Source organism: Pseudoxanthomonas sp. 97-1-1, assembly GCF_057773125.1.
The window spans coordinates 1,279,608-1,303,618 of record NZ_JBYMTJ010000001.1 but is presented as its reverse complement, the minus strand read 5'-3'; the positions used below and the strand labels follow the sequence as shown (position 1 = coordinate 1,303,618).

Sequence of the window (24,011 nt, the reverse complement as noted above, 5' to 3'; positions counted from 1 at the left end):
ATTCGGCGCCTCCCCTGCCGCTAGAAGGAATGATCAGGGGAGGTGTGTCCATGTCAGTCACAGCGGACGCGGCAACAGCCGGCGTCGATACCCGCCATTGTTTGCCGGACGCCCCCGTCGGCCTGCTGAGGCTGGCGGCCGATGCGCGCGTGCTGGACGCCAACCGCGCGGCGCTGGACCTGCTGGATGTGTCGGCCGAACGCCTGCTGGGGCAGGACGGTGCGCATGTGTGGGGCCTGTCACCGGACGCATTGACCGGCGAAGAGGGCGTCTGGCAGGCACCGGGCGGCGACCCGGCGCGACGCGTCCGGTACCAGCGCGACCGCGACGGTGATGGCTGGATGCTCTCTCTGCCGCATCCCGAAACGGCCGCGCTGCTGCGCGAAGTGGCGGGTCTGGCAGCAGAATCTGCCGCGGTGGCGGCATCGCCGGCCTTGCAGCCGCTGGCGCAGCGCCTGTGTGAAGCGCAGGCGGATCGTGCGCTGCTCGAACGCATCGGCCTGCTGCTCGGTGCCTGCGACCTGGACCTGGTTCCCGCCGAGGGACAGGCCGCCGATCCCCTGTACCGGCAGATCGCAGCGGGTTTCGGCAACCTGGCCGAAGCCATCCGGCAGGCGGTGGCACTGTCGCATCAGGTGGCCGGCGACGTGCCGCACCTCGTGCACGAGAACGAAGACCTGCTGCGGCAATCCCAGTCCCAGGTGTCCGCACTGGAGGAGGTGCTGGTCGCGACGCGCCGCCTGTTGCAGGGGCTGCAGGGTGCCGGCGAGGAACTGCGGGCAGTGGTCAGCATCGCGGCACAGGCCGATGCCAGCGCACGCGAGGGTGTATCTGCCGCGCGCGAGCTGGGCGAAGCGATGCGTGAAGTGGAACGGCGTTCGGCCCGAGCGGGCGATGTCATCGCGGTGATCGACGCGGTCGCGTTCCAGACCAACATCCTGTCGATCAACGCCGGTATCGAAGCCGCGCGCGCGGGCGAAGCCGGGCGCGGCTTCGGCGTGGTCGCCAGCGAAATACGGCGACTCGCCGGACAGGCTTCCGCCGCCGCGCGCGACGTGCGCACCATGCTGGAAGAGAGCGGCCAGGCGTTGGCGGAAAGCGCGCTCTCCGCGCAGGCCACCGAGCAGGTACTGGGCAGCATCGGCGATCTGCTGGGCCGTGCGAGCCGGGCGATGGAGTCCGCAGGCGGCCGGGTGGCCGCCCAGGGCGACGAAATCGCTGCGATCGACCGTGCCGTGGAACAGGTGGTCGACCTGAGCCGCAGCAACCTGGAGCATGCCGGCCAGGTCGCGGCGCGGGGCGCGGCGCTGGCGCAGGGTACGGACACGCTGCACGACTGCGTGGGTCTGTTCCGGCTGCCACCCGATCCGCTGCGCGTGCGACGGCACGCACGCGTGCACGACCTCGCCTGCGCGGGCGCGGCGCGGATCGGAGCGGCGTTCGAGCACGCGCTGTCCACCGGACGGTTGGGGGAAGACGACCTGTTCGCGCGCGACTACATACCGATACCCGGCATCGAGCCGGCCAAGTTCACCACGGCCTTCGACACCCTGTGCGATGAGCTGCTGCCGCCGCTCCAGGAGCCCCTCGCCAGCCGGCATCCATGGATCGTGTTCGCCATCAGCGCCAACCCCGACGGCTACGTGCCTACCCACAACCTGCGTTTCAGCCAGCCCCTCACCGGCGACCGCGAGAAGGACCTGGTGGGCAACCGGACCAAGCGCCTGTTCACCGATCGCGTCGGCCGCAGTGTCGGCGCGCATACCGATCCGTACCGGTTGCAGGTGTATCGCCGCGACACCGGACAGATCATGTTCGATCTATCGGTGCCGATCCACGTTCACGGCCGGCACTGGGGAGGCTTCCGCATCGGCTACACGCTGGGCTGAACACGGCCGCCCGGCCGATGTGGTCTAATTCGCGCCGAAGCGGGGGTATCGCCGGCCTGGCCGGTGATTGAGACAGACCCTTCGAACCTGATCCGGTTGAGACCGGCGTAGGGAAGCTTCGCAGGCTGCGCCGTGTTGCTGTGTCGCCCCTCGCGGGCCCGCAATCCGTCCGTCGCCGCGCCGCCGCTTCGTCCGTGATGCGACCCCTCGCATCCCATTATGCGAATCCCTCGCAAGAGCCCGCACATCCATGTGCGGGGATTCAAAAGGACGATGCCGATGAATGCCATTCCCAAGCCCGCCGCCGATCTGCTGCAGCAGACCGGGCAACTTTCCGAATCCGTGACCCGGCCCATTCCCGGTTCGCGCAAGATCTTCGTGCAGGGTTCGCGGGCCGACCTGCAGGTGCCGATGCGCGAGATCACGCTGACGCAGACGCCGACGCTGTTCGGTGGCGAGGAGAACGCACCGGTCACCGTGTACGACACGTCGGGCCCGTATACCGATCCGGCGGCGACCATCGACCTGGCTGCCGGCCTGCCCGCGCTGCGTGCCAAGTGGATCGAGGAACGCGGGGACACGGAACAGCTGCCGGCGCTCAGCTCGGAATTCGGCCGTTCGCGCGAAACCAATGCCAAGCTCGACAGCGTGCGTTTCCCCGGCCGCATCCTGCCGCGCCGCGCGAAGGCGGGCGCCAACGTCAGCCAGATGCATTACGCCAGGCGCGGCATCATCACGCCGGAGATGGAATACGTCGCCATCCGCGAGAACCAGCGGCTGGATGCGGTGCGCGATGCGATGCTGCTGAAGCAGCATCCCGGCGAATCCTTCGGGGCCAGCATCCAGACGTTCATCACCCCGGAGTTCGTGCGCGACGAGATCGCCCGCGGCCGCGCCATCCTGCCCAACAACATCAACCACCCCGAAAGCGAGCCGATGATCATCGGCCGCAACTTCCTGACCAAGATCAACGCCAACATCGGCAACAGCGCGGTGTCCTCCGGTATCGCCGAGGAAGTGGAGAAGCTGGTCTGGTCGATCCGCTGGGGCGGCGACACGGTGATGGACCTGTCCACCGGCAAGCACATCCACGAGACGCGCGAGTGGATCATCCGCAATTCGCCGGTGCCGATCGGCACCGTGCCGATCTACCAGGCGCTGGAGAAGGTCGATGGCCGTGCCGAAGCGCTGACGTGGGAGATCTTCCGCGACACGTTGATCGAACAGGCCGAGCAGGGCGTGGACTACTTCACCATCCATGCCGGCGTGCTACTGCGCCATGTGCCGCTGACGGCGAAGCGCGTGACCGGCATCGTCTCGCGTGGCGGCTCGATCATGGCCAAGTGGTGTCTGGCACACCACAAGGAAAACTTCCTCTACACGCACTTCGAGGACATCTGCGAAATCATGAAGGCCTACGACGTGGCCTTCTCGCTGGGCGATGGGCTGCGTCCGGGCTGCATCGCCGACGCCAACGACGCCGCGCAGTTCGGTGAACTTGAAGCCCTCGGCGAGCTGACCAAGATCGCGTGGAAGCACGACGTGCAATGCATGATCGAAGGCCCGGGCCACGTGCCCATGCAGCTGATCAAGGAGAACATGGACAAGCAGCTGCGCGAGTGCGGCGAAGCGCCATTCTACACGCTCGGCCCGCTGACCACGGATATCGCACCCGGCTACGACCACATCACCTCCGCCATCGGCGCGGCGATGATCGGCTGGTTCGGCACGGCGATGCTCTGCTACGTCACGCCGAAGGAGCATCTGGGCCTGCCGAACCGGCAGGACGTGCGCGACGGCATCATGGCGTACAAGATCGCTGCCCATGCCGCGGATCTGGCGAAGGGCCATCCCGGTGCGCAGGTGCGCGACAACGCACTGAGCAAGGCAAGATTCGAGTTCCGCTGGGAGGACCAGTTCCACCTCGGTCTGGATCCAGAGAAGGCGAAGGAATTCCACGATGAGACCCTGCCCAAGGATGCGCACAAGCTGGCGCACTTCTGCAGCATGTGCGGCCCGCACTTCTGTTCCATGAAGATCACCCAGGACGTGCGCGACTACGCGGCCGAACACGGAGTGGAGGAGCGGGCGGCGCTGGAGGCCGGCATGGCGGAGAAGTCGGCGGAGTTCCTGGCGCAGGGCGCGCAGGTGTATCGTCAGGGCTGACCGGTCCGGGTGCCAGGCATCCATCCGGCGTACTCATGCGTAATGTTCACCGGGCGTCCGCCATCCTGGCGGCGTCCCGACAGGAGAACGATCATGGCCCGTTTCGCCCGTAATGCCGGCCGCTGGATGATGGCAGCGTGCGTCCTGCTGCTTGCGGCCTGCGCCACCGGCCCACGCGTCACCAGCGACGTGGACCCGTCCGCGAACTTCGCGCAGTACCGCAGCTTCGCCTTCTATTCGCCGCTGGCGATCGAGGCGCAAGGCTACGCGACCCTGACCAGCGGGCGTATCAAGAATGCGGCGCGGGCGCAGATGGAAGCGCGCGGCTATGTCTACGATGAGACTTCGCCCGACCTGCGGGTGAACCTCAATGCCTACATGCAGGAAAAGACCGATGTCGTGTCGATGCCGGAAGTCGACTACGACTACTACTACAGCTACCGCGCCCGTCGTTATGTATCGGTGCCCTATTGGCGCGACCGCACCGAGGTCTACCAGTACACCGAGGGCACGATGAACGTGGATCTGGTGGACGCGGCGCAGAACCGGCTGGTGTGGACGGGCGTGGCGGTCGGCCGCGTGGGCCGTGCCACGCCGGAAGAGCGGGCCGCGAAGATCGATGCCGCCGTGGCCGACATCTTCCTGCGCTATCCCTACCGCGCGGGCAGCGGCACGCCAGCGGTGTTGCCGTGAAGGGGGAGGGTGCGGGCCTCGCGAAGGCGGGCATAGGTTTCGGCACCGCGCTGGCCATCACCATCTCGTGGAGCGCCAACAAATCGCTGTTGTGGGCCGTGATCCATGGCGTGCTGTCGTGGATCTACGTGGTGTATTACGCCTTGGTGTACCACTTCAAATGAGTTTCGCCGCGTGACGAAGCCCTTGCTCTGGTTGCGCTGGCTGGTGACGGCGCGACGGCATCCCTGCGCCTTCCTGCTGATCGTCCAACTGGCGGGCATCCTGCTGTATCCGGTGATGGAAGACACCCAGGCAGGCCGGGCCCTGTTCGGCGCGTTCGGCATCCTTGTGCTCGCGCTTGCGCTGTGGGTGGTCAACCGCAGCGCGGCGGTGAACTGGATTGCATGGTCGCTCGCGGTGCCCGCCGTGCTGCTGTCGGTGTCGTCGGCCATCTTCGACCAGCCTGCGCTGGGCATCTACGCCCACCTGCTGGAGAGCGGACTGTACTTCTACACGGCGGGCAGCCTGATCGCCTACATGCTGCAGGACCACTCGGTCACCAGCGACGAACTGTTCGCCGCGGGCGCGACGTTCACGCTGCTCGCATGGGCCTTCGCCTTTTCGTTCTCGGTCTGCCAGCAGTGGTATCCGGGCAGCTTCACCGCTGCGGTGGATCCGCAGTCGCCGCGCAGCTGGATGGAGCTGCTGTTCCTGAGTTTCAGCCTGCTGTCGGGCGTAGGCCTGAGCGATGTCGTCCCCATCCAGCCCCAGGCCCGCGCGCTGGTGATGCTGGAGCAGTTCGCGGGCGTGATGTACATCGCCGTGGTGGTATCGCGGCTGATCGGCCTGACGATCCTCAAGCACCCGGTGCGCAAGGAAGGCTGAGCGTTTCAGGCAAAAAATTCGCGCCCGGGGGCGCGAATACTGGAGCAGGTTGTAATAGGACGTCGGCGAGAGAGAGAGGTTGCCTGTGATGTTCCCGTTCAGGGGGAACACGGCGGTCACTGTAAAATGCACCGCGACGGTGCGCTTTCCCCATGCTGTTCCTGCACTTTGCCGAATCTGCCGGATTGAACGATCCGGCCGGTGACAGGTATTCAGGCACATGACGGGACAAGGGCGCCGGCGCAGCATCCGCCCCCACATGCCCCGACCTGCCGAGCCCCCATCGTGCCCCCTGCCGAACACCTGAAGGTGGGCGAGTGCTTCGTCGACATCTCCCTGCGCGAGATCCGCGCGCCGGGTGCCCGCAAGCCCGCGCGCATCACGCCCAAATCGATGGGCGTGCTGCTGGCGCTGGCCGACGCGCCTGGAAGGGTCGTCACACGCGACACGCTGCTGGCCGTGGTCTGGCCCGACACGCTGCCGACCAACGATGTGGTCACCCAGGCCATCACCCAGTTGCGCAAGGCATTCGGTGAGCGTGGCGATGGTCCGCGCTATATCGAGACCATCGCCAAGAGCGGGTATCGCCTGCTGGCGTCGGTGGAGTGGTTGCCGGCGGCAGGCGACGATGCTTCGCCGCCTGCCGCCGATGAACCTGTCTCTGCTTCGTCCGCGCCAGCTGACGCCCCCGTCGTCGTGCCGGTCGACGATGCATCCCGACACGCGGCGGCGCCGGTTCCGGTGATGGCCAACGCAGGGCAGTCGCCAGACCCACGCTTGTTCCGTCGCTGGGCCTGGGGCATCGGGCTGGGCGCACTGGCGTTGGGTATCGCAGCGTGGGGTCTTTGGATGATGGGGACCCGCAGCGGCCCTCTTGCCGTGGAGCCCGGCGTGCAGACACTGGTACCTGCACCGCGTCCGTATCGCCTGATCACCTCGGCACCCGGATTCGAACTGTCACCGACGCTGTCGCCGGACGGTTCGCAGGTCGCCTATCTGTCCAGCCTGACGGAAGAACTGGCGGGCACCGCGGTCATGGTGCAGACCACCGAGCCGGCCCAGCCGCGCACCCTGACCGTGCCACCGGAGGGCGCATGGGACAGCAACCCGGAGTGGTCGCCCAGTGGCCGTGAAATCGCGTTCCTGCGCCGCTTCCCGGGCAAGGACTGCCGGATCATGGCGGTCCAGGCCAGTGGCGGGGAACCGCGCACGCTCGGGATCTGCGATCCGAACAACCGGCCCAGTTTCGACTGGATGCCTGGCGGCGATGGACTGGTGTTCAGCAGTCCGCTGACGGGGGCGGGCGAACCGGGCCTGCGCCTGCTGGACCTCGCCACGGGGCGCTGGCGTGCGCTGGACTACGGCGCGAGCGACGAAGATGTCGATACCGCGCCGCGCTATTCGCCGGACGGCAAATGGATCGCCTTTGTCCGCAACACGCCGCTGGGCGACCTGTGGCGCATTCCCGCAGAAGGGGGACGGGCGGAGCGCCTCACCCATCAGCGCGCGGAACTGCGCGGCTGGGACTGGACCCCGGACGGCAAGGCCATCGTGTTCGGGCGCCGCGTCGACAGTCACACGCGTTTGTATCGCCTGACCTTGCAGGATGGTCGCATCGAGGATCTCGGCATTGAAGATGCACAGACGCCGGCCATTGCAGCGCGTGCCGACCAGCTGGCGTTCGTGCAGCGCAAGCCGCAGTTCGGCGTCTACCGCATCAGCAGTGCGCCGGCGATGGACGGGAAGTTGCCCGTGCCGGAACGGCTGTTCCCTTCCACCGGTCGTGACACGTTGCCGTCGGTGGCGCCGGATGGCCGCCAGATCGTGTTCACCTCCGACCGCTCCGGCGACTACGCCCTCTGGTGGGCCGACATGGAACGCCCCGCGTCGTTGCGCCTGATCGAGGGCATCCATCCCGAGTCCCGCCACCTGCCTGCGTGGTCGCCGGACGGCAAGCGGGTGCTCGTCGTCGGGACGGACGGTGCCGGGCGCTATGGCCTGCACGAACTGGTCCCCGCCAGCGGCCAGCTGCAGTCGCTGGCGGTGCCGGTGGCGCTGGAGGACCTGCTGTTCGCGGCCTATTCGCCGGACCCGGCGCGGATCTTCGTGGTCGCGGGGCGCGGGGACAGCCAGCAACTGGTGCTGTTCGACCGGAGCAGCACGCCGTGGCGGCAGGTTGCCACCATCGAGGGCGTGTCGTTCGCGCGCCCTGACGGCGCACAGGGGCGGGTGTTGTTCACCCGGCTGGGCCACGACGGGCTGTGGCAGGCGGACCTGTCCCTGTCTCCCGCCAGCATTCGCCAGATCGATGGCAATCACCCGGCCAGCCAGCGTTACCGCACCTGGACGGTCACCGAGGACGGTCAGATCGAGTACCTCGAACAACGGGCCGGGTGCTATGTCAGCCTGCGCCACATCGGGGCAGGACGCTCGCATCCGCCCCCCCGATGCCTTGAGCCGGACCATCTCTCCACGATCAATGGTTTCAGCGCACATGCGCGCACGCGTGTGGCGTACGTCTCAATGGCGATCAACGACGGGTCCGACATCGGCCTGCTGTCGTTGCGGCGAACGGCGGCGACGCCCCCGGTGCGGTTCTGGTAAGTCGCTGATCCAGAAAAAGAAAACACTTTCGCAAGTTCTTCGGAAGTGGATTCGTGGAGATTTCGGCGGGTTTTCCGCGCAATTTCCTGCGCCGCCCGCCATGTTCCGGCACATCCACTGCTCCTGTTGCGCAAAGTGGAATGACCGATGGAGCAAACCTTGTGGGGGGACCGCGGACAAGTGGTCCGCGCCGATGCGGCCGATGGCCAGGATCCGAACGGCTGCATCGCGGTCTCGCGGTTGGGTGCCGTGCAGGCGGGTGCCGACGTGTTCACCGTGTGGGTGCAGCTGCGCGGTACCTCGTGGGTGGAGGCCAAGGAAGGACGCTTCCGGCTGCGCCGGGGGCACTGGATCGCACTGGAGCGCGACTCCAAGCCGTTGGTGCAGAGCGACCGCTATGGCCTGTGCTTGGGGGTGGCGCTGAGCGCGGATGCCCTGCGCGCGATGGCGCGATTCGCCGACAGCCCCTTGTATGCCGGTCGTGGGCGGTTGTCCCGACGCGATGCGCTGACCCTGCTGCGCCTGTGGCGCGCGGTGTCCCGGCACGCCCCGCAAGGCCCGGATTTCCTCGCACTCCGCCCCTTGCTGCTGCATATGGTGGCCATCCAGCAGGAGTTCTCCGACTACATCCAGCGTTGCCCGGGGCGTTCACGCAGCCGCAAGCGCCAGGTATTCGGCCGCCTGCAGCGCGCGCGCCTCTATCTGGAGGGCAATTGCGACCGCGTGGTGCGGATCAGTGAACTGGCCGAACTGACCAGTTTCTCCAGCTGGTACTTCTCGCGCACCTTCTACAGTCTGTACGACGAGAGTCCGCAGGCGGCCGCGGCACGGATGCGGCTGGAGCATGCGGCCGAACTGCTGCGCAACACCTCGATGATGGTGGGCGAAGTCGCCGCGGCATCGGGTTTCGACAATTGCTGCAGCTTCGCGCGTGCTTTCCGTGCGCGCTTCGGAACCTCGGCCAGTCGCTATCGCACGGCATCGACTGCGTCGAGGACAGACTCGGCAAAGTCATCGGCCCTCGTGCGCAAAGCGGCCGTGAAGACTGGAACGTAAGTTTGCAAGGCGTTTTAACACGCCCATAACGCAACACGTTCCCCTGAGGAGAGATTCAATGAACCATCGTAGTCCGCGTCGCGCGATGCGGGTCGGCTTGCTGCCGGCCGGCATTGCCATCGCACTGGTCCCGGCGTTCGCCATGGCGCAGGAAACCACCGATGCGCCCTCGAGCACCACCACGCTCGATCGCCTCGAAGTCACCGGCTCCCGCATCCGCGGCGCCGACATGGAAACGCAGCAGCCGATCATCACCATCGCGCGTGAGGACATCGAGAAGCAGGGCTTCACCTCGGTGGCCGACGTGCTGCAGAACCTGACCTCCGCCGGTTCCCCCGCGATCGCGCGTTCCGAAGCGCTGGCCTCGGGCGAGAACGTGGGTGGTTACTACGTCGACATCCGCAACCTGGGCGCGACCCGCACCCTGGTGCTGGTCAACGGCCGTCGCCTGGGCGCCACCACCGGTGGTTACCAGGATCTGAGCCAGATCCCGATGTCGGCCATCGACCGCATCGAAGTGCTGAAGGACGGCGCATCCGCCATCTACGGTTCCGACGCGATCGCCGGCGTGGTCAACGTCATCACGCGCAAGCGCTTCGAAGGCGCCGAGGCTTCGACGTACATCGGCCAGACCGGCGAAGGCGACGGCGACACCAAGCAGTACTCCTTCACCGTGGGCTCGGCCAGCGACCGTGGCGGCGTCACGCTGTCGGTCGAGTACTCGAAGGAAGACCCGATCTCCGCCGCCGACCGCTGGTTCTCCAAGGACGGCAACGCCGGTCCAAACTATCCGGGTTCGGGCTGGAGCCCGATCAGCCAGAACGGCTCGTTCTGCGATCCGTGCCAGACGCCCGGCCTGCGACCGGGTCAGCCCGGCTACGTCGCTCCGGCGGACGAGCTCTGGTATACGCTGCGTGACGGCGGTACTCCTGGAGTGCGTGGCGACTATGTGCTGCACACGGCAGCAGACAATGCCAATGCCAACCAGCAGATGTTCCTGTCCACGGGCATCGAGCGCCGTTCGGTGTTCGTCAATGCGAACTACGACCTGACCGACAACGTCACGTTCAACGCCGACGTGCTGTACAACCATCGCTCCACCCAGTCGCAGATCGCCGGCTATCCGTACCAGTCGGCCGCGTTCGGCACGCCGCTGTCCGCCGACAGTGCGTTCAACCCGATGCCGGGCGACACCACGTTCCGTCGTCGCCTGTGGGAAATGCCGCGCACCACCGACAGCGAGCTGGAAACCTACCGCTTCGCGGGCGGCTTCGCCGGCTTCTTCGACCTGGGCGGCAAGACCTGGGACTGGGATGTCGGTGCGCTGATCAACCGCAACCAGTCGACCAAGCGTGCGCGCGGCGACATGAGCCTGATCGCCTCGCGCCAGGCGCTGGGTCCGTCGTTCATCAACGCCGACGGTGTCGCCCAGTGCGGCAGCGCGGCCGATCCGACCCCGCTGTCCGATTGCCGTCCGTGGAACCCGCTGCTGCCTTACGGCGTCGCCGGCCCGGGCTCGCTGTCCGATCCTGAGCTGCAGAAATTCCTGTTCCCGTGGTTCACCGATACCGGCCTGACCCGTACCACCAGCTACACCGCCAATCTGGCGGGCACGCTGTTCGAATTGCCGGCCGGCGATCTGGGCATCGCGGTGGGCGTGGAGCACCGCAAGGAGCAGGGTCGCTTCGTGCCGGACGCGTTCGCGCAGTCGGGCCAGAGCACCGGCCTGGGTGCAACCACCACCGAGGGTGACTATTCGGTCGACGAGGTCTACGTCGAGCTGAACATCCCGGTGCTGGCTGACATGGCGTTCGCGAAGGAACTGACCTTCAACGTCGCCAGCCGCTACTCCGACTACAGCAACTTCGGCGATACGATCAACAGCAAGTTCGGCTTCACCTGGCGTCCGATCGACGAGCTGCTGGTCCGCGGCACCTACGCCGAGGGCTTCCGCGCCCCGACGATCGACAACCTGTACGGCGGCATCGGCACCAGCTTCGAGAACTACACCGACCCCTGCGGCGTCGGCGCGGTGAACAGCGTCAACGGCAACGCGGCCTGCACCGGCGCGGGCGTTCCGCTCGGCTACGTGCAGCTGGGCCAGGGCCTGGTGCCCTGCACGACCTATCCGTGCGCCACCCCGGACCAGTTCATCACCGGCTCCAACCCCACGCTGGTCCCGGAAACGTCCAAGAGCAAGACCATGGGCCTGGTGTGGTCGCCGCGCTGGGTGGAAGGTCTGGACATCTCGCTGGACTGGTATCGCTACGAACTGAAGAACATGATCATCGAGGATAGCGTGGACCGCATCCTGCGTGACTGCTATGTGCTGGGCAACAGTGCCCGCTGCGAAGGTATCGTGCGTGCCAGCGACGGCCACATCACCGATCTGTTCTACGGCCTGGCCAACCTCGGCGCGATGGAGACCGAAGGCTTCGACCTGGGCGTGAAGTACGCGCTCCCGGAGCAGTCGTTCGGCAAGATCGCGTTCGACTGGACCTCGTCCTACACCAGCGTCTACGACGAGGAAGCCGAGAACTCGGCCGGCGAGAAGATCATCGTGGGCAACGTGGGAAATTCCGGCATCTTCCGTGTGCGCTCGAACCTGGGCGTGGACTGGTCGCTGGGTGCGTTCGCAGTCAACTGGACGGCCCGTTACTACTCGGGCATGAAGGAAAGCTGCGTGCCGAACCGTCCCTGCACCGAGCCGGACCACATCGCCAATGGTGAAGAGGATGCGATCCGCCGCGTCGGTTCCAACACGTTCCATGACCTGCAGGTCAGCTACAAGGCGCCGTGGGATGCCACGATCGCGATCGGCGCCAACAACGTGTTCGACCACAAGGGTCCGCTGATGTTCTCGAACTCCGAGTACCGCCACAGCGACTTCGCGTACTACGGTGGCTTCGACTTCGATCGTTACCTGTACGTCAAGTACACCCAGCGCTTCTGATCTCCGGATCGACGCGCATGCTGCACCACGACGGCCCCGCAAGGGGCCGTCGTTCTTTGTGGGCACGGCGGCGTGGCGGCGGTTGGTATCATCCGGCGTACCGATACACCGTCCCGTCCCCGGGGCTTTGCCGAGATCCGCACGACCCCATGAAGCTGCCCGCCCCCTTCATCCAGCTGCCCGTTGCCTTCGACGCCGAGGCATTGGCGCGCGAGGTGCGGACGATCGACGAGGCATGCTGGCGATCCCATCCGGGCGGAATCCCCGGCAACAGCGCGCTCGCGCTGATCACCACGGAAGGCGATCCCGACAGCGACCAGGTCACGGGACGGATGCGGCCTACGCCTTCGCTGGAGCGGCTGCCGTACCTCATGCAGGTGCTGGAATCCCTCGGCGCCACGTGGGGGCGTTCCCGCCTGATGCGTCTCTCGGGACAGTCCGAAGTCACGGGGCATGTCGACATCAATTACTACTGGCGTGACCATATGCGGGTTCACGTGCCGATCATCACCACGCCCTCGGTGCGCTTCCAGTGCGGCGACAGCGAAGTGAACATGGCGGCGGGCGAGTGCTGGATCTTCGACACCTGGCGCCACCACCGGGTCCTGAACGAAGGCAGCGAAACGCGCATCCACCTGGTGGCCGATACGGTGGGCGGCGTCGCGTTCTGGGATCTGCTGGAGCAGGGCAGGACCCCGGAGCGGCGCGAGCCGGGTTGGGCGCCACGACGGATCGCGCCGATGCAGGGCCACCGGGCGACGCTGGACTACGAATCGTTCAATGCGTCCGACGTGATGACGCCGTGGGAGCTGCGCGAATGCATCGCCTTCCTGATCAACGACGCCGAACGGACCCCGCAGCTGCCCGCGATCCATGCGTTGCTGACGCGTTTTGCGCGCCACTGGCACGGCGTGTGGGCCTGCCATGGCAACCAGGCGTCGGGACTGCCGCATTTCAGGACGCTGCTGAAGGACACCCAGGAAAAACTCGCGCAGGCGGGCGTCGCGCAGGTCCGTCTGCAGAACGGACTCGGCCTGCTGGCAGCATTGAAGGCGCACATCTTCAGCATGGCCCTGGCCGCCGACGTGGATGAGTCCGCGCGCCGCGATCCGCATGGCGCCAGGCCAGCCAGCCCCGGGGGGCAGGCGCGCACGGGTGTCGCAGCAAAAGTCCCCGCTTGGAAGCAGCCCGTCTTCATCGTCAGTCCGCCGCGTTCGGGCTCCACGTTGTTGTTCGAGACGCTGTCCGGTGCGCCTGGCGTGCACACGATCGGCGATGAAAGCCATCAGCTGATCGAGGGCGTCGAGGGCCTTGCCCCGGCCCAGCGCGCGTTCCACTCCAACCAGTTGGGGCTTGCCGATGCCACGCCGGCCGTCGTGCAGGCGCTGCGCTCCCGGTTCTTCGATGCGCTGCGTGATCGCGAGGGCAATCCACCCGACGCGGATGCGACGCTCCGCATGCTGGAGAAGACGCCAAAGAACGCGTTGCGCATTCCGTTCCTGAAGGCGGTGTTCCCCGATGCGAAGTTCATCTACCTGCATCGCGATCCCCGTCAGGTCTGGGGCAGCATGATCGACGGGTGGCAGTCCGGCCGGTTCCGCATGTACAACCTGCCCGGCTGGCAGGGACCGACGTGGTCGTTCCTGCTGACGCCGGGTTGGCAGGCGTTGAACGGGAAGGACCTCGGGGAGATCGTGGCGAGCCAGTGGGAAACCGCCACGCGCCTCATGCTGGACGATCTGGATGCGTTGTCGCCTGCCGACCGGGTATCGGTCGACTACGGACGCTTCGTGCAGGACCCTCAAGGGGAGGCACGGCGCCTGAGCGAATGGGCAGGGTGGTCCTGGGACCGCGAACTAGGTGGGCAGCTTCCCCTGTCGCGCTACACCCTGTCGAAGCCCGATCCCGACAAGTGGCGGCGGCATGCGGCCGACATCGAGCCGCGTCTCGTGCAGTGGAAAGCCACGATCGAACGCGCGGCACGCGCCGCGGGTCTCTGATCGCAGGAAGAAAAAAGGCCGCCCTGCGGGCGGCCTTTCCGGTTGATGCGCGGGGGCGCAATCAGAACTTGTGCTTCTCGCTGTCCGGTTGCGCGGCCTGGCGGGCGATGGCGTCCACCAACACGGCCTTGGCTTCGGCGGCATTGCCCCAGCCATCCAGCTTGACCCACTTGCCCTTCTCCAGGTCCTTGTAGTGCTCGAAGAAGTGGCCGATGCGCTCCAGCCAGTGCGGGCTGACCTGGTCGATGTCGTTGATGTGGCTGTAACCGGCGAACACCTTGTCCACCGGCACGGCCAGCAGCTTCTCGTCGCTGCCGGCTTCGTCGCTCATGCGCAGCACGCCGACCGGGCGGCAGCGGATCACCGAGCCGGGGATCAGCGGCAGCGGCAGGACCACCAGCACGTCGGCCGGGTCGCCGTCGCCGCACAGCGTGTGCGGCACGTAGCCGTAGTTGCAGGGGTAGCGCATGGGCGTGGAGAGGATGCGGTCGACGAAGATCGCGCCGCTGGCCTTGTCCACCTCGTACTTCACCGGCTCGGCGTCCTTGGGGATCTCGATGATGACGTTGATTTCGTCCGGCGGGTTCTTGCCGGCGCTGACCAGATCCAGGCCCATTGCGTGCTCCGAGGGGGTGCGGTGAAAGAGGCCGGCATTTTACGCGCTTGGCTGCTGCGGCGCAGCAGGGACCGGGCCAGACTGGCCGGCCGTCGGCGCGGGAAGCGTGATTCAGGTTGCCCTTCAGCTTGCCGGGCCTAGAATCCGCCGCCCATGCACCCTCTCCGACGCGCCGCCGGCTTACTGCTGACAGTGCTGGCCCTGGCCAGCACCGAAGCGGGCGCGCGTACGGTGTACCGGTGCGTGCAGGCCGGCACCGTCAGCCTGGCCACGGCGCCGGAACCCGGATCCAAGTGCGCGGCCAGGGAGATCGACGACAACGCCGTCAGCACGCCGAACCTGTGGGGCTCGATGGGCGTATTCAGCGGCACGCTGTACGAGCGCGAGCAGGACGGGCAGAAGGTGTATTCCACCCGCAACCTGCCGGGTTCCACCCCCTACCTGAAATTCACCGTGCAGACCCCGCCGGGTGAGCCCGCCCATCCGGGTCTGGGCAGGGTGGGTAAACCACGACTGGACCGCTACCCCGCCGAGTTCAAGGCGGCCGCGCGCCAGACCGGCGTCGACGACGCCTGGCTGCGTGCCGTCGCGCATGCCGAGAGCGACTTCGATGCGAAGGCGCTGTCGCCGAAGGGCGCGATGGGCGTGATGCAGCTGATGCCGGACGTGGCGAAGGAGTACGGCGTCGCCGACCCGTATTCCTCCACCGAATCGATCAACGCAGGAGCGCGCCACCTGCGTGGGCTGATGCGCCGTTACAAGGGCGACCTGACGCTGGTCGCGGCCGCCTACAACGCCGGCATCGGCACCGTGTCGCGCTACGGCGGCGTGCCGCCCTACGCGGAAACGCAGGAATACGTATCCAAGGTCACCGCGTTGTACGAGCTTTATCTGCGCGCGCTGGGACGCAAGCAGGCACCGGAGCGTCCCGCGCTCTGAACTTCTCGCGTGCCCACCGTGTGTCGGCGCGTCAGCCACGGTTGGATTTTTTCACTCGCTGCTTCCCCATCGCGGTCTAGCGTGGTCCTTACGGTCGGCCCTCCCGCGTCGGCCTGGAGATCGCCATGAAGACGCGACGCGTGTTCAGCGCCCCCGACATCGACACCGCCGAGGCGGCCCTGCATGTGGCATTGCATCTGGGCATCCGCCCCGATCATGCGTCCCTTGTCGGGCGTCCGGACATCGAGATGACGCAGATGCCCGATGCCGACAAGGAAGGCTCCCCCACCGACTTCATGCCGGCGGCGGCGCGCGGGTTGGTGGGCGGCGGTGTCGTCGGTCTGGTCATCGGCCTGCTCGCCATGGCCATCCCTGCGGTGGGCATCCCGTGGGCGGCGGTGCTGCTTTGCACGGTGGTTGGCGCGACGGTCGGTGGCTGGGCGGCGGCGCTGGCCGGTTCCTCCGTGCCCAGCGAAGTGCGCCGCGACTATCGCACCGAGATCGCCGCAGGCAAGGTGCTGGTGGTGATCGATGAGGAGGACGAACGCCTGCTCGAACGCGCCAGCCAGGCCATCACCGCGACGGGTACACAACGCCTGCAGCTCGTGCACCACGGCCTCCTGCACTGAACTGTGGACCGGGGCACAGGTAAGATGCCGCCATTCCCCGGAGGCAAGGCCATGCAACGTTGGTTGGCGATGATGTGTTCTGTGGTGGTCGCAGCGCCCGTGATGGCGTCCGACACTGCCTGGGACAAGTACGGTGCCGACATCCCCGCCGGTGCGGTGGTGCCGTTGGCACAGGCGCTCGCGCAACCGGCAGCGTATGAAGGCCAGGCACGCGTCTTCAGCGGACGCGTCGTCGATGTCTGCCAGAAGAAGGGCTGCTGGGTGATGCTCGAGGACGACGGACATGGCGCGCGCGTGCTGCTGGGCGATCACGATTTCTACGTGCCCAAGGACGTGAGGGGACATGCGCAGGTGCATGGCGTGCTGTCGCGGGTGACATTGTCGCCGGCGGCGCGCGACCACACTGCGGAGGAAACCAGTGCGGGAACCGCGGTAGCCGAGGCCGAGTACCGCATCGTCGCCGACGGCGTGCAGGTACGCGTGGACGAGCCTGACGCATGACCCGAGGGCATCAGCCCAGCAAATGCTCCGATGGAATGACGTGCCGCCCCGGCACCGCATCCATGGCCGCATCCAGCAACGCCTGCGCCACGCGTTCCGCAGGCACGATCCTGTAGCGCTTCGGCAATACCGGATCCAGCGCACCCAGCACGCGCAGCGCCCAACGTTCGCCACCCCGGTGCTGCATGCGTTCGCCGCCCAGCAGGCCCGGGCGCAGCAAGGTGAGCGATGTGAAGCCGATCGCGGCGAGTGCGTTTTCGACCTCGCCCTTCGTGCGCGAATAGAAGATCCGCGAATCTGCATCGGCGCCCATCGCCGACACCAGCGCGAAGGCCTGCGTGCCGTGTGCATGGGCGTGGCGTGCGATCGCAAGCGGATAGTCGTGGTCCACGCGCCGGAATGCGTCCTGCGAACCTGCATCGCGGATCGTCGTGCCCAGTGCGCAGGCCACGGCATCCACTCGCCACCACTCCGCATCGGGGGGCAGTGCCTCGAAATCCACGACCGGGTTCAGCAGTTTGGGATGGGGGGCGAGGGGTTTGCGCGTGGGCGCGACCACCTGGCGCACCCGTGCGGATGCCAGTGCGCGCCGCAGCGTCGCCTGTCCTACCAGACCGGTCGCGCCGGCCAGCAAAAGACGACTCATGCGATGCTCCCGTTGCGGCAATGGCGCCATCATGCCAGCACCGCACGGGGGCGGGATCGCATCGGTTAACCTGTGGCGTCAGGCGCGGTCCCGCGCCGGGGAATGCCTGTCCATGCACCGCTACACGAATCCACACACCGCAGCGTGCGTCCTGGAAGGGTGCGCGCGATGAACCTGCCCCTGCACTACGGCGTGCTCGGCGCCATCGAAGCGGGCCTGATCGCTTTCGTGCTGGGCGTGCTCTGCTTCCTGTTCTGGAACTGGGTGAGCGCCAGGATGCGCTGGTCGATGGGGCATGCCGTCGGTTGGGCCTGCGTCTCGGCCGTGATCTTCGGTGCCGGGGTGGACACCTGGAACATGTTCTACCTGGGCATTTCGAAACTGGAATCTCCGCTGTATGCGCGGCTGGCATTGCAGGGTATCCACGATCCCGATTCGCTCGGCTCGCGCGTGGTGCTGGAAATCGCCGGCGCGTTGAGCGGCGTCGCCCTTGGTTGGCAATGGTTCAGCAAGAAAACGCCGGATTGAGTGCCGTCGAAAAGCGGGCAGGAAACGAATACCTAACGGCAAACAATGCGCGGCATCACGCATTCCACGCGCGCCTGACGACACGCTCACGACGCCCTAACACGGGGCTAGCCGATGCGAATCCGCTTGTGGTTAAGCGTGCGTGCACGTTCATTTCAGCGCGCCAGTTTCGTTCAGAAGCGACGTTGCAAGGTGGGGCCGTGCGCAATCGGACGCACTCCCACAGAACGGAGCACTGACATGACGAAGAACAACCGCAAGCCGCTGATCGCCCTGGTCGCCCTGAGCGCCGCGCTGGCCATGCCGCTGGCGTTCGCGCAGGAAAAGACCGAAGACGCGGCGACGCAGCAGAGCCAGACCGAGCCGACGGCCGAACAGGCGACCGGCGCGGCGACCCAGGATCCCACCCAGAGCACGCAGTCCGCGACGCAGGCCAAGCAGGGTTGGGCTGACGTGGATACCGATGGCGATGGCGCCATCAGCAAGCAGGAAGCCTCCGCCAACGCCGGCCTCAGCCAGGTCTTCGACCAGGCCGACGCCGACACCGATGGCAAGCTCACCGCCGACGAATACAAGGCCTTCGTGAGCAAGAACTACGGTGACCAGCAGAAGTAATCCGGAGTAATCCGGCCCATCGCACCGGGTCGATCGCGGCGCCATGACGCCAGCGCGTGACCCGCCGGAAAGGGCGGCCTGTCTGCCGCCCTTTCTCTTCCGGAGGGAACTCGATGACTGAGGAGGGATCCATGAACACGAAGACGCTGTCCTGCCTGGGTGCGCTGGCCACTGTCATCGCACTCACCACTGCGCCGCTGGCCCATGCGCAGGAGGTGCCGCAGCGCGGCGAGGAACAACCGTCGCCGCAGACGAGCCCACCCCCCACGACCCCCGTACCGCGCCCGTTCCAGGACCTGGACCAGAATGCAGATGGCGCGATCAGCAAGGACGAAGCGGCTGTCGACCCGCCACTGGCGCAGGTATTCGGCACGCTCGACAAGGATGCCGACGGTCGCCTGACACCGGAGGAGTACGCGGTGCATGCGCGGCAGGACAACCCCTGAAGTCACTGCACATCCATTCCCAATGAACCATGCTGCATGGAGGAACCGATGAAGAATCCCACCCGTACCTTGAAGCTGGGCCTCGGTCTTGCGCTGCTCAGCGCGGGCTTGATGACGGCGTGCGGTCCCAAGCCGGAAGACACTCCGCCGCCGAGTGCACCGGAGCCGGTGGAAACTGCGCCGCCCACCGACAACGTGGTGCCGCCATCACCCACCCCGACGGATCCGGCCGTACCGCCGACCGATCCGAACCTCCCGCCGCCGGCCAATCCCAACGCGCCGGAAACCACGCCGCCGGCCACCGACGGCAGCACACCGCCGCCCAGCAGCGGGGGTTAGCGCATGACGCAGAGGCATCCCGCAATGCCATCACGGCCGCCATGTCGATGGCGGCCGTTTTCATTGACGGCTGGGCTGGCTGCTATCCTTCGCGGCCTTCTTGAAGAATGCAGGGCAGGGATCAGATGGCGCGCATCCGATGGGTCGGCTTCGACGGCGACGACACGCTCTGGAAGAGCGAGGATTACTACCGCCAGGCCGAGGCCGACTTCGAGGCCATCCTCGGCACTTACGTGGACCTCGCCGACGCGCGCACGCACCAGCACCTGCTGGATGTCGAGCGCCGCAACCTGAAAATCTTCGGCTACGGCGTGAAGGGCATGACGCTGTCGATGCTGGAGACCGCCATCCAGCTGACCGACGAGCGCATCAGCGCGCGCGACCTGCATCGGGTGATCGAGATCGGGCGCACCACGCTGCTGCATCCGGTGGATCTGCTGCCGGGCATCCGCGAGGCCGTCGAGCGCATCGCCGCCGACCACGAGATCGTGCTGATCACCAAGGGCGACCTGTTCCACCAGGAGGCCAAGATCGCGCAATCCGGCCTGGCCGATCTCTTCCACCGCATCGAGGTGGTGTCCGAGAAGGACGAGCCCACCTATGCGCGCGTGCTGCGCGAACTCGAGGTCGAGCCGTCACGGTTCGCGATGGTCGGCAACTCGCTGCGGTCGGACATCGAACCCGTCCTGGGTCTCGGCGGCTGGGGCATCCACATGCCATACCACGTGACGTGGGCGCTCGAGGCCGAGCATGGCGTGGCCCACGATGCGCCGCGCCTGCGGGTGGTGGAGAACGCAGGGCAGCTGTCGGATGCGCTTGCGACGATCGAATCCGTACCGGATGCCTGAATGCACCCAGCGAAGGCGATGGCCGTGGGGCACAATGGCGCCGTGAAGCGCGCGCTGCCCACCTTTGCCTTGCTGGCCTGCCTGTCGGCCGCGCTGTGCGCGCCCGTCGCCGCGCAGGACGCCACGGCGGCGTATGCGCCCGCCACCGGCGACGCTTCGGTGGATCGCCACCTGGCGGACATCAACGACTACGCAAGCCGCTACCCCGCGTCCTTCGCCGACGAGATGGCGCGCTACTACACCGTGCCGCGTGCCTACGTGGAAGCGATGCAGCAGCAACCGGACTGGACCGCCGGCGATATCTTCATGGCGTGCGCGCTGGCGCAGATCGTGGGACAGCCGTGCCGCGCCGTCGTGCGCGAGTGGTCGCGTGACCACAAAGGCGGGTGGAAGGCAGTCGCCGGTCGCCTGCAGGCCGAACCCGGCACCGCGCAGTACCGGCGTCTGCGCAGTGCGCTGGAAGCCACCTATCGCCGCTGGGATCGCCCCGCGCCTGCGCTGGAGAAATAAGGGGAGTGGCGTGGGGAGTGAGCCAAGGCGCTCTTCCCCTCACGTGTCAGTCCTTCCGGCTCACTCCTGCTTCTTCCCGTACATGATCAGCAGCACCAGGTCCGCGTCGCCATGCTGGCGGATCGCATGCGTGCTGCCGGGGCGTGTCAGCATCGCGTCGCCGGCGCGGACCTCGCGCGCCACGCCGTCCAGTTCGTAGATGCCGCTTCCACCCAGCACGTAGTAGATCTCGTCCTTGTGGTGCTGGTGCAGGCCGATGCCGGCACCCCGGCGCAACACGCGCTTGCGGAACTCGAAGCCGAGCGCGGGTGCGTCGCGGAAGAACGGATGGGCAACGGTGACGCCAGCGCCACCGTGCGGCCCAGGCTGCTCCACCGCGATGTCGCGCTCGTTCACGATCAGGGACGGATTCGCCTGGGCCTTGCGATCCGCGAGTGCAGTCGCGGGTGCGCCGCAGTCCGTGTCGCGTTTCACGTGGGCCGCAAGCGAGGGGTCGAGCCGTTTCCAGCCCGCCACCACCAGGCAGGCCACCATCACCGCGCCACGCTGCTGGAAATGGGTGTCGTCCCGCTGGTCCTGTTCCGGCACGTGCATGTAATAGGCCTTGCTGGCCTCGTCGCCGGCTGCGCGCAGCCAGTCCATGCTGGCAGCCGACAGGTCGATCAGGCCCACGTTCTCCCGCGACGCAAGATCGCGCACCGCCTGCGCGTACAGTCCGTGCGTGTCGAGCAGTTGCCCATGGTCGAACTTGCGGCGCGCGACCGGCGTCACCAGGATCGGCGTGGCACCCTTCTGTCGCGCCAACGCCAGGTAGCGCCCCAGCCATTCGGGGAATGCCTGCCGGGGTTCGTTGTAGCGTGTGGGGTCTTCGATCTTCTCGTCGTTGTGGCCGAACTGGACCAGCAGCACGTCGCCGGCATGCATGTCCTTCGCCATGCCATCGAACCAGCCTTCGGCGATGAAGCTGCGCGAACTCCGCCCGCTCTGCGCGTGGTTGCGGACCACATAGGTGTCATCCAGGAACCCCTGCAACTGCTGCCCCCATCCTTCGCGCGGTGCGCGTTCCGGCCCGTAGTGACTGGCAGTGGAGTCGCCGGCGATGAAGACCTGGCGGGGGGGCTGCACCTGCGCGCTGGCCTGCGCAGCGCAGGCACAGAGCGCGATCATCAGAAAAGAGCGAAGCATTGCCAGTCTCCGGTATTCGCCAGCACGCGTGCAGAAGCCCCTGTAGGAGCGACGTAAGTCGCGACCGCCAAGCCGGAAGACGTTCCGGCAAGGATCGAAGCCGCTCCAGGCGAAGGCGCCGTCCGCCTTTTTCCGTATCGATCCGCGTCCACTGCCTGCCTGGTTCTGCGGTCGCGACTTACGTCGCTCCTACAGAGAGGCACAGCAAGTGCGCGCGTCAGCGCGCCAGCCAGCCACCGTCGACGGGGATGATGGCGCCGTTGATGTAGTCCGACGCGCGCGAGGACAGGAACACGGCCGCTCCGCCCAGGTCCGACGGCTCACCCCAGCGACCGGCCGGGATGCGGTCCAGGATCGCTTTGTTGCGGTCTTCGTCCGCACGCAGTTGCGCGGTGTTGTCGGTGGCCATGTAGCCGGGCGCGATGGCGTTGATGTTGACGCCCTTGTTGCCCCACTCGTTGGCCAGCAGGCGGGTGATGCCGGCGATGCCGGACTTGCTGGCCGTGTACGACGGCACGCGGATGCCGCCCTGGAACGACAGCATCGACGCGATGTTGATGATCTTGCCGCTGCCCTGTGCGATGAAATGACGTCCAGCCGCCTGCGACATGAAGAACGCCGACTTGATGTTGACGTTCATCACGTCGTCCCAGTCCTTCTCGCTGAAATCCACCGCATCGGCGCGACGGATCAGGCCGGCGTTGTTGACCAGGATGTCCAGCCCGCCGAGACCCTCGACGGTCTCTTTCACCAAGCGCTCGACCGGCTCGATGCTGATCAGGTTCGCGTCCAGGTTGAGGAAGCGGCGGCCCAGGGCGCGCACCTTCTCTCCTGTTTCGGTGGCTTCGACGATGCCGGCGGCGGCGATGTCGGCACCGGCTTCGGCGAGCGCCAGCGCGACGCCCTGGCCCAGGCCGGTGTTGGCGCCGGTCACCAGCGCGACCTTGCCTTCGAGACTGAACGGATTGCTTGCCATCGGGATGCCCCTCGATATGTGCTGCTGCAGGTTGGATGGAGCGGAGCTTGCTCCGCTGCGTTCTTGATCGCGTGCTTCGGTCCGTCGTGCAGCCGAGCAAGCTCGGCTCTACGTGCGAAGGGTCATTTCAGCTGGCAGATGTCCAGCACATGCATGTCGGTGTAGTCCAGGTTTTCGCCGCCCATCGCCCAGATGAAGGCGTAGTTGCTGGTGCCCGAGCCCATGTGGATCGACCACGGCGGCGACACCACGGCTTCGTCGTTCTGCACGACGATGTGGCGCTGCGCTTCCGGTTCGCCCATGAAGTGGTAGACGCGGCCGTTCTCGGCCAGGTCGAAGTAGAAATACACCTCGCTGCGGCGGTCGTGCAGGTGCGGCGGCATGGTGTTCCACACGCTGCCGGTCTTCAGCACGGTCAGGCCCAGCAACAGCTGCGAAGACTGGCAGGTGGCCGGCACGATGAACTGATAGATCGTGCGCTCGTTGCTCGTTTCCAGCGCGCCGCGCTCCAGCGCGACGGCATCCTTGATCGAGAGCTGCTTGGTTTCGAAGCGCGCGTGCGCCGGCGTAGAGGTGAGGTAGAACTTGGCGGGGTTCGACGCGTCATCGGATTCGAATGCCACGTCGGCGCTGCCCATGGCCACGTACAGGCCATCCTTCGGCCCGAGCGCGTACGTCGTGCCGTCGACGGTGACCTTGCCGGCGCCGCCGCCGACATTGATCACGCCCAGTTCGCGACGCTCGAGGAAGGGCTTGCCCGCGGCCGAAGCGGGTTCGGTCTGCCGCGGCAGGTCGACCTTCTTCGACACCGGCGCGGCACCGCCGATCACGAAGCGCTCGTTGTGCGAGTAGTTCAGTTGCACCGTGTCCGCAGCGAACAGGTTGCCGATCAGGTAGCGGTCGCGTAGTTGGTCGTTGCTGGCCCCGTCCATCATGTCCGGATGGGTGGCGTGGTAGGTCTTGCAGAACATGGGCGGGGCTCCGTGGATGCGGACGCCCGTGGAG

At 66.8% G+C, this 24,011-nt stretch carries 23 protein-coding genes and 1 riboswitch; of the genes, 18 read left to right on the top strand and 5 right to left on the bottom strand.

The window, feature by feature from the left end:
- The first annotated feature begins 50 nt into the window (after nucleotides 1-50).
- The 9 genes from AC3DET_RS06200 to AC3DET_RS06160 all read left to right on the top strand — a co-directional run bounded on the left by AC3DET_RS06200 (nucleotide 51) and on the right by AC3DET_RS06160 (nucleotide 14,228).
- Nucleotides 51-1,889, top strand: a complete 1,839-nt coding sequence (locus AC3DET_RS06200) for a methyl-accepting chemotaxis protein (RefSeq protein WP_488391037.1) — start codon at nucleotides 51-53, stop codon at nucleotides 1,887-1,889.
- 31 nt (nucleotides 1,890-1,920) lie between these two features.
- Nucleotides 1,921-2,021: riboswitch (TPP riboswitch) on the top strand.
- 147 nt (nucleotides 2,022-2,168) lie between these two features.
- A complete protein-coding gene (gene thiC / locus AC3DET_RS06195; protein WP_337730728.1) occupies nucleotides 2,169-4,055 on the top strand; it encodes a phosphomethylpyrimidine synthase ThiC in 1,887 nt (628 codons plus the stop codon).
- Nucleotides 4,056-4,148: 93 nt separating this feature from the next.
- Nucleotides 4,149-4,748: a DUF4136 domain-containing protein gene (locus tag AC3DET_RS06190; RefSeq protein WP_337730727.1), complete on the top strand. Its 600-nt coding sequence runs from the start codon at nucleotides 4,149-4,151 to the stop codon at nucleotides 4,746-4,748.
- A complete protein-coding gene (locus AC3DET_RS06185; RefSeq protein WP_337730726.1) occupies nucleotides 4,745-4,912 on the top strand; it encodes a hypothetical protein in 168 nt (55 codons plus the stop codon). Before AC3DET_RS06190 ends, AC3DET_RS06185 begins: the two co-directional genes overlap by 4 nt.
- A gap of 10 nt (nucleotides 4,913-4,922) precedes the next feature.
- Nucleotides 4,923-5,615 (top strand): ion channel, encoded by a 693-nt coding sequence (locus tag AC3DET_RS06180; protein WP_337730725.1) that lies wholly within the window; start codon nucleotides 4,923-4,925, stop codon nucleotides 5,613-5,615.
- A 285-nt stretch (nucleotides 5,616-5,900) separates the two neighbouring features.
- Entirely contained in the window at nucleotides 5,901-8,219 is a 2,319-nt protein-coding gene (locus AC3DET_RS06175) for a winged helix-turn-helix domain-containing protein (protein WP_488391036.1), read from the top strand.
- A gap of 147 nt (nucleotides 8,220-8,366) precedes the next feature.
- Nucleotides 8,367-9,275 (top strand): AraC family transcriptional regulator, encoded by a 909-nt coding sequence (locus AC3DET_RS06170; protein ID WP_488391035.1) that lies wholly within the window; start codon nucleotides 8,367-8,369, stop codon nucleotides 9,273-9,275.
- A gap of 58 nt (nucleotides 9,276-9,333) precedes the next feature.
- On the top strand, nucleotides 9,334-12,228 hold the full coding sequence (locus tag AC3DET_RS06165; RefSeq protein ID WP_488391034.1) for a TonB-dependent receptor plug domain-containing protein: 2,895 nt from the start codon (nucleotides 9,334-9,336) through the stop codon (nucleotides 12,226-12,228).
- Nucleotides 12,229-12,377: 149 nt separating this feature from the next.
- The gene (locus tag AC3DET_RS06160; protein ID WP_488391033.1) at nucleotides 12,378-14,228 is read left to right on the top strand and encodes a sulfotransferase; all 1,851 of its coding nucleotides are present in this window, start codon (nucleotides 12,378-12,380) and stop codon (nucleotides 14,226-14,228) included.
- Between the two features lie 61 nt (nucleotides 14,229-14,289).
- On the opposite strand, the gene ppa is transcribed toward AC3DET_RS06160, so the two are convergent.
- The gene (gene ppa / locus AC3DET_RS06155) at nucleotides 14,290-14,844 is read right to left on the bottom strand and encodes an inorganic diphosphatase (protein WP_488391032.1); all 555 of its coding nucleotides are present in this window, start codon (nucleotides 14,842-14,844) and stop codon (nucleotides 14,290-14,292) included.
- A gap of 153 nt (nucleotides 14,845-14,997) precedes the next feature.
- Between ppa and AC3DET_RS06150 the strand changes: the two genes are divergently transcribed.
- The 3 genes from AC3DET_RS06150 (at nucleotide 14,998) to AC3DET_RS06140 (ending at nucleotide 16,913) form a co-directional block, all read left to right on the top strand.
- Nucleotides 14,998-15,783 (top strand): lytic transglycosylase domain-containing protein, encoded by a 786-nt coding sequence (locus tag AC3DET_RS06150; protein WP_337730719.1) that lies wholly within the window; start codon nucleotides 14,998-15,000, stop codon nucleotides 15,781-15,783.
- A 125-nt stretch (nucleotides 15,784-15,908) separates the two neighbouring features.
- Nucleotides 15,909-16,412, top strand: a complete 504-nt coding sequence (locus AC3DET_RS06145) for a hypothetical protein (RefSeq protein WP_142123285.1) — start codon at nucleotides 15,909-15,911, stop codon at nucleotides 16,410-16,412.
- 51 nt (nucleotides 16,413-16,463) lie between these two features.
- Nucleotides 16,464-16,913, top strand: a complete 450-nt coding sequence (locus tag AC3DET_RS06140; RefSeq protein WP_488391031.1) for a DUF4920 domain-containing protein — start codon at nucleotides 16,464-16,466, stop codon at nucleotides 16,911-16,913.
- A 10-nt stretch (nucleotides 16,914-16,923) separates the two neighbouring features.
- Here AC3DET_RS06140 and AC3DET_RS06135 read toward each other — a convergent pair whose 3' ends face one another.
- Nucleotides 16,924-17,559: a Rossmann-fold NAD(P)-binding domain-containing protein gene (locus tag AC3DET_RS06135; protein ID WP_488391030.1), complete on the bottom strand. Its 636-nt coding sequence runs from the start codon at nucleotides 17,557-17,559 to the stop codon at nucleotides 16,924-16,926.
- Between the two features lie 168 nt (nucleotides 17,560-17,727).
- Between AC3DET_RS06135 and AC3DET_RS06130 the strand changes: the two genes are divergently transcribed.
- The 6 genes from AC3DET_RS06130 (at nucleotide 17,728) to AC3DET_RS06105 (ending at nucleotide 20,845) form a co-directional block, all read left to right on the top strand.
- On the top strand, nucleotides 17,728-18,087 hold the full coding sequence (locus AC3DET_RS06130) for a hypothetical protein (protein WP_488391029.1): 360 nt from the start codon (nucleotides 17,728-17,730) through the stop codon (nucleotides 18,085-18,087).
- A gap of 240 nt (nucleotides 18,088-18,327) precedes the next feature.
- The gene (locus AC3DET_RS06125) at nucleotides 18,328-18,702 is read left to right on the top strand and encodes an EF-hand domain-containing protein (protein ID WP_192200086.1); all 375 of its coding nucleotides are present in this window, start codon (nucleotides 18,328-18,330) and stop codon (nucleotides 18,700-18,702) included.
- 131 nt (nucleotides 18,703-18,833) lie between these two features.
- Nucleotides 18,834-19,148 (top strand): hypothetical protein, encoded by a 315-nt coding sequence (locus AC3DET_RS06120; protein WP_488391028.1) that lies wholly within the window; start codon nucleotides 18,834-18,836, stop codon nucleotides 19,146-19,148.
- A 48-nt stretch (nucleotides 19,149-19,196) separates the two neighbouring features.
- Entirely contained in the window at nucleotides 19,197-19,487 is a 291-nt protein-coding gene (locus AC3DET_RS06115) for a hypothetical protein (RefSeq protein ID WP_488391027.1), read from the top strand.
- Nucleotides 19,488-19,594: 107 nt separating this feature from the next.
- A complete protein-coding gene (locus tag AC3DET_RS06110; protein WP_337730712.1) occupies nucleotides 19,595-20,335 on the top strand; it encodes an HAD family hydrolase in 741 nt (246 codons plus the stop codon).
- Complete coding sequence (locus tag AC3DET_RS06105; RefSeq protein ID WP_488391026.1) at nucleotides 20,336-20,845, top strand: hypothetical protein; 510 nt, start codon at nucleotides 20,336-20,338, stop codon at nucleotides 20,843-20,845.
- 60 nt (nucleotides 20,846-20,905) lie between these two features.
- Here AC3DET_RS06105 and AC3DET_RS06100 read toward each other — a convergent pair whose 3' ends face one another.
- The 3 genes from AC3DET_RS06100 to kduI all read right to left on the bottom strand — a co-directional run bounded on the left by AC3DET_RS06100 (nucleotide 20,906) and on the right by kduI (nucleotide 23,977).
- On the bottom strand, nucleotides 20,906-22,030 hold the full coding sequence (locus AC3DET_RS06100) for a GDSL-type esterase/lipase family protein (RefSeq protein ID WP_488391025.1): 1,125 nt from the start codon (nucleotides 22,028-22,030) through the stop codon (nucleotides 20,906-20,908).
- A gap of 217 nt (nucleotides 22,031-22,247) precedes the next feature.
- Nucleotides 22,248-23,006: a 2-dehydro-3-deoxy-D-gluconate 5-dehydrogenase KduD gene (gene kduD, locus AC3DET_RS06095; RefSeq protein WP_192200090.1), complete on the bottom strand. Its 759-nt coding sequence runs from the start codon at nucleotides 23,004-23,006 to the stop codon at nucleotides 22,248-22,250.
- Nucleotides 23,007-23,128: 122 nt separating this feature from the next.
- Nucleotides 23,129-23,977 (bottom strand): 5-dehydro-4-deoxy-D-glucuronate isomerase, encoded by an 849-nt coding sequence (kduI, locus tag AC3DET_RS06090; protein ID WP_488391024.1) that lies wholly within the window; start codon nucleotides 23,975-23,977, stop codon nucleotides 23,129-23,131.
- Between the last annotated feature and the right edge of the window lie 34 nt (nucleotides 23,978-24,011).

What these genes read in the sequence shown, in the direction of transcription:
- AC3DET_RS06200 (WP_488391037.1), top strand. Translation starts at nt 51, where the DNA reads ATGTCAGTCACAGCGGACGCGGCAACAGCCGGCGTCGATACCCGCCAT.
- thiC (WP_337730728.1), top strand. Translation starts at nt 2,169, where the DNA reads ATGAATGCCATTCCCAAGCCCGCCGCCGATCTGCTGCAGCAGACCGGG.
- AC3DET_RS06190 (WP_337730727.1), top strand. Translation starts at nt 4,149, where the DNA reads ATGGCCCGTTTCGCCCGTAATGCCGGCCGCTGGATGATGGCAGCGTGC.
- AC3DET_RS06170 (WP_488391035.1), top strand. Translation starts at nt 8,367, where the DNA reads ATGGAGCAAACCTTGTGGGGGGACCGCGGACAAGTGGTCCGCGCCGAT.
- AC3DET_RS06165 (WP_488391034.1), top strand. Translation starts at nt 9,334, where the DNA reads ATGAACCATCGTAGTCCGCGTCGCGCGATGCGGGTCGGCTTGCTGCCG.
- AC3DET_RS06160 (WP_488391033.1), top strand. Translation starts at nt 12,378, where the DNA reads ATGAAGCTGCCCGCCCCCTTCATCCAGCTGCCCGTTGCCTTCGACGCC.
- ppa (WP_488391032.1), bottom strand. Translation starts at nt 14,844, where the DNA reads ATGGGCCTGGATCTGGTCAGCGCCGGCAAGAACCCGCCGGACGAAATC.
- AC3DET_RS06150 (WP_337730719.1), top strand. Translation starts at nt 14,998, where the DNA reads ATGCACCCTCTCCGACGCGCCGCCGGCTTACTGCTGACAGTGCTGGCC.
- AC3DET_RS06145 (WP_142123285.1), top strand. Translation starts at nt 15,909, where the DNA reads ATGAAGACGCGACGCGTGTTCAGCGCCCCCGACATCGACACCGCCGAG.
- AC3DET_RS06140 (WP_488391031.1), top strand. Translation starts at nt 16,464, where the DNA reads ATGCAACGTTGGTTGGCGATGATGTGTTCTGTGGTGGTCGCAGCGCCC.
- AC3DET_RS06135 (WP_488391030.1), bottom strand. Translation starts at nt 17,559, where the DNA reads ATGAGTCGTCTTTTGCTGGCCGGCGCGACCGGTCTGGTAGGACAGGCG.
- AC3DET_RS06130 (WP_488391029.1), top strand. Translation starts at nt 17,728, where the DNA reads ATGAACCTGCCCCTGCACTACGGCGTGCTCGGCGCCATCGAAGCGGGC.
- AC3DET_RS06125 (WP_192200086.1), top strand. Translation starts at nt 18,328, where the DNA reads ATGACGAAGAACAACCGCAAGCCGCTGATCGCCCTGGTCGCCCTGAGC.
- AC3DET_RS06120 (WP_488391028.1), top strand. Translation starts at nt 18,834, where the DNA reads ATGAACACGAAGACGCTGTCCTGCCTGGGTGCGCTGGCCACTGTCATC.
- AC3DET_RS06115 (WP_488391027.1), top strand. Translation starts at nt 19,197, where the DNA reads ATGAAGAATCCCACCCGTACCTTGAAGCTGGGCCTCGGTCTTGCGCTG.
- AC3DET_RS06110 (WP_337730712.1), top strand. Translation starts at nt 19,595, where the DNA reads ATGCAGGGCAGGGATCAGATGGCGCGCATCCGATGGGTCGGCTTCGAC.
- AC3DET_RS06105 (WP_488391026.1), top strand. Translation starts at nt 20,336, where the DNA reads ATGCACCCAGCGAAGGCGATGGCCGTGGGGCACAATGGCGCCGTGAAG.
- AC3DET_RS06100 (WP_488391025.1), bottom strand. Translation starts at nt 22,030, where the DNA reads ATGCTTCGCTCTTTTCTGATGATCGCGCTCTGTGCCTGCGCTGCGCAG.
- kduD (WP_192200090.1), bottom strand. Translation starts at nt 23,006, where the DNA reads ATGGCAAGCAATCCGTTCAGTCTCGAAGGCAAGGTCGCGCTGGTGACC.
- kduI (WP_488391024.1), bottom strand. Translation starts at nt 23,977, where the DNA reads ATGTTCTGCAAGACCTACCACGCCACCCATCCGGACATGATGGACGGG.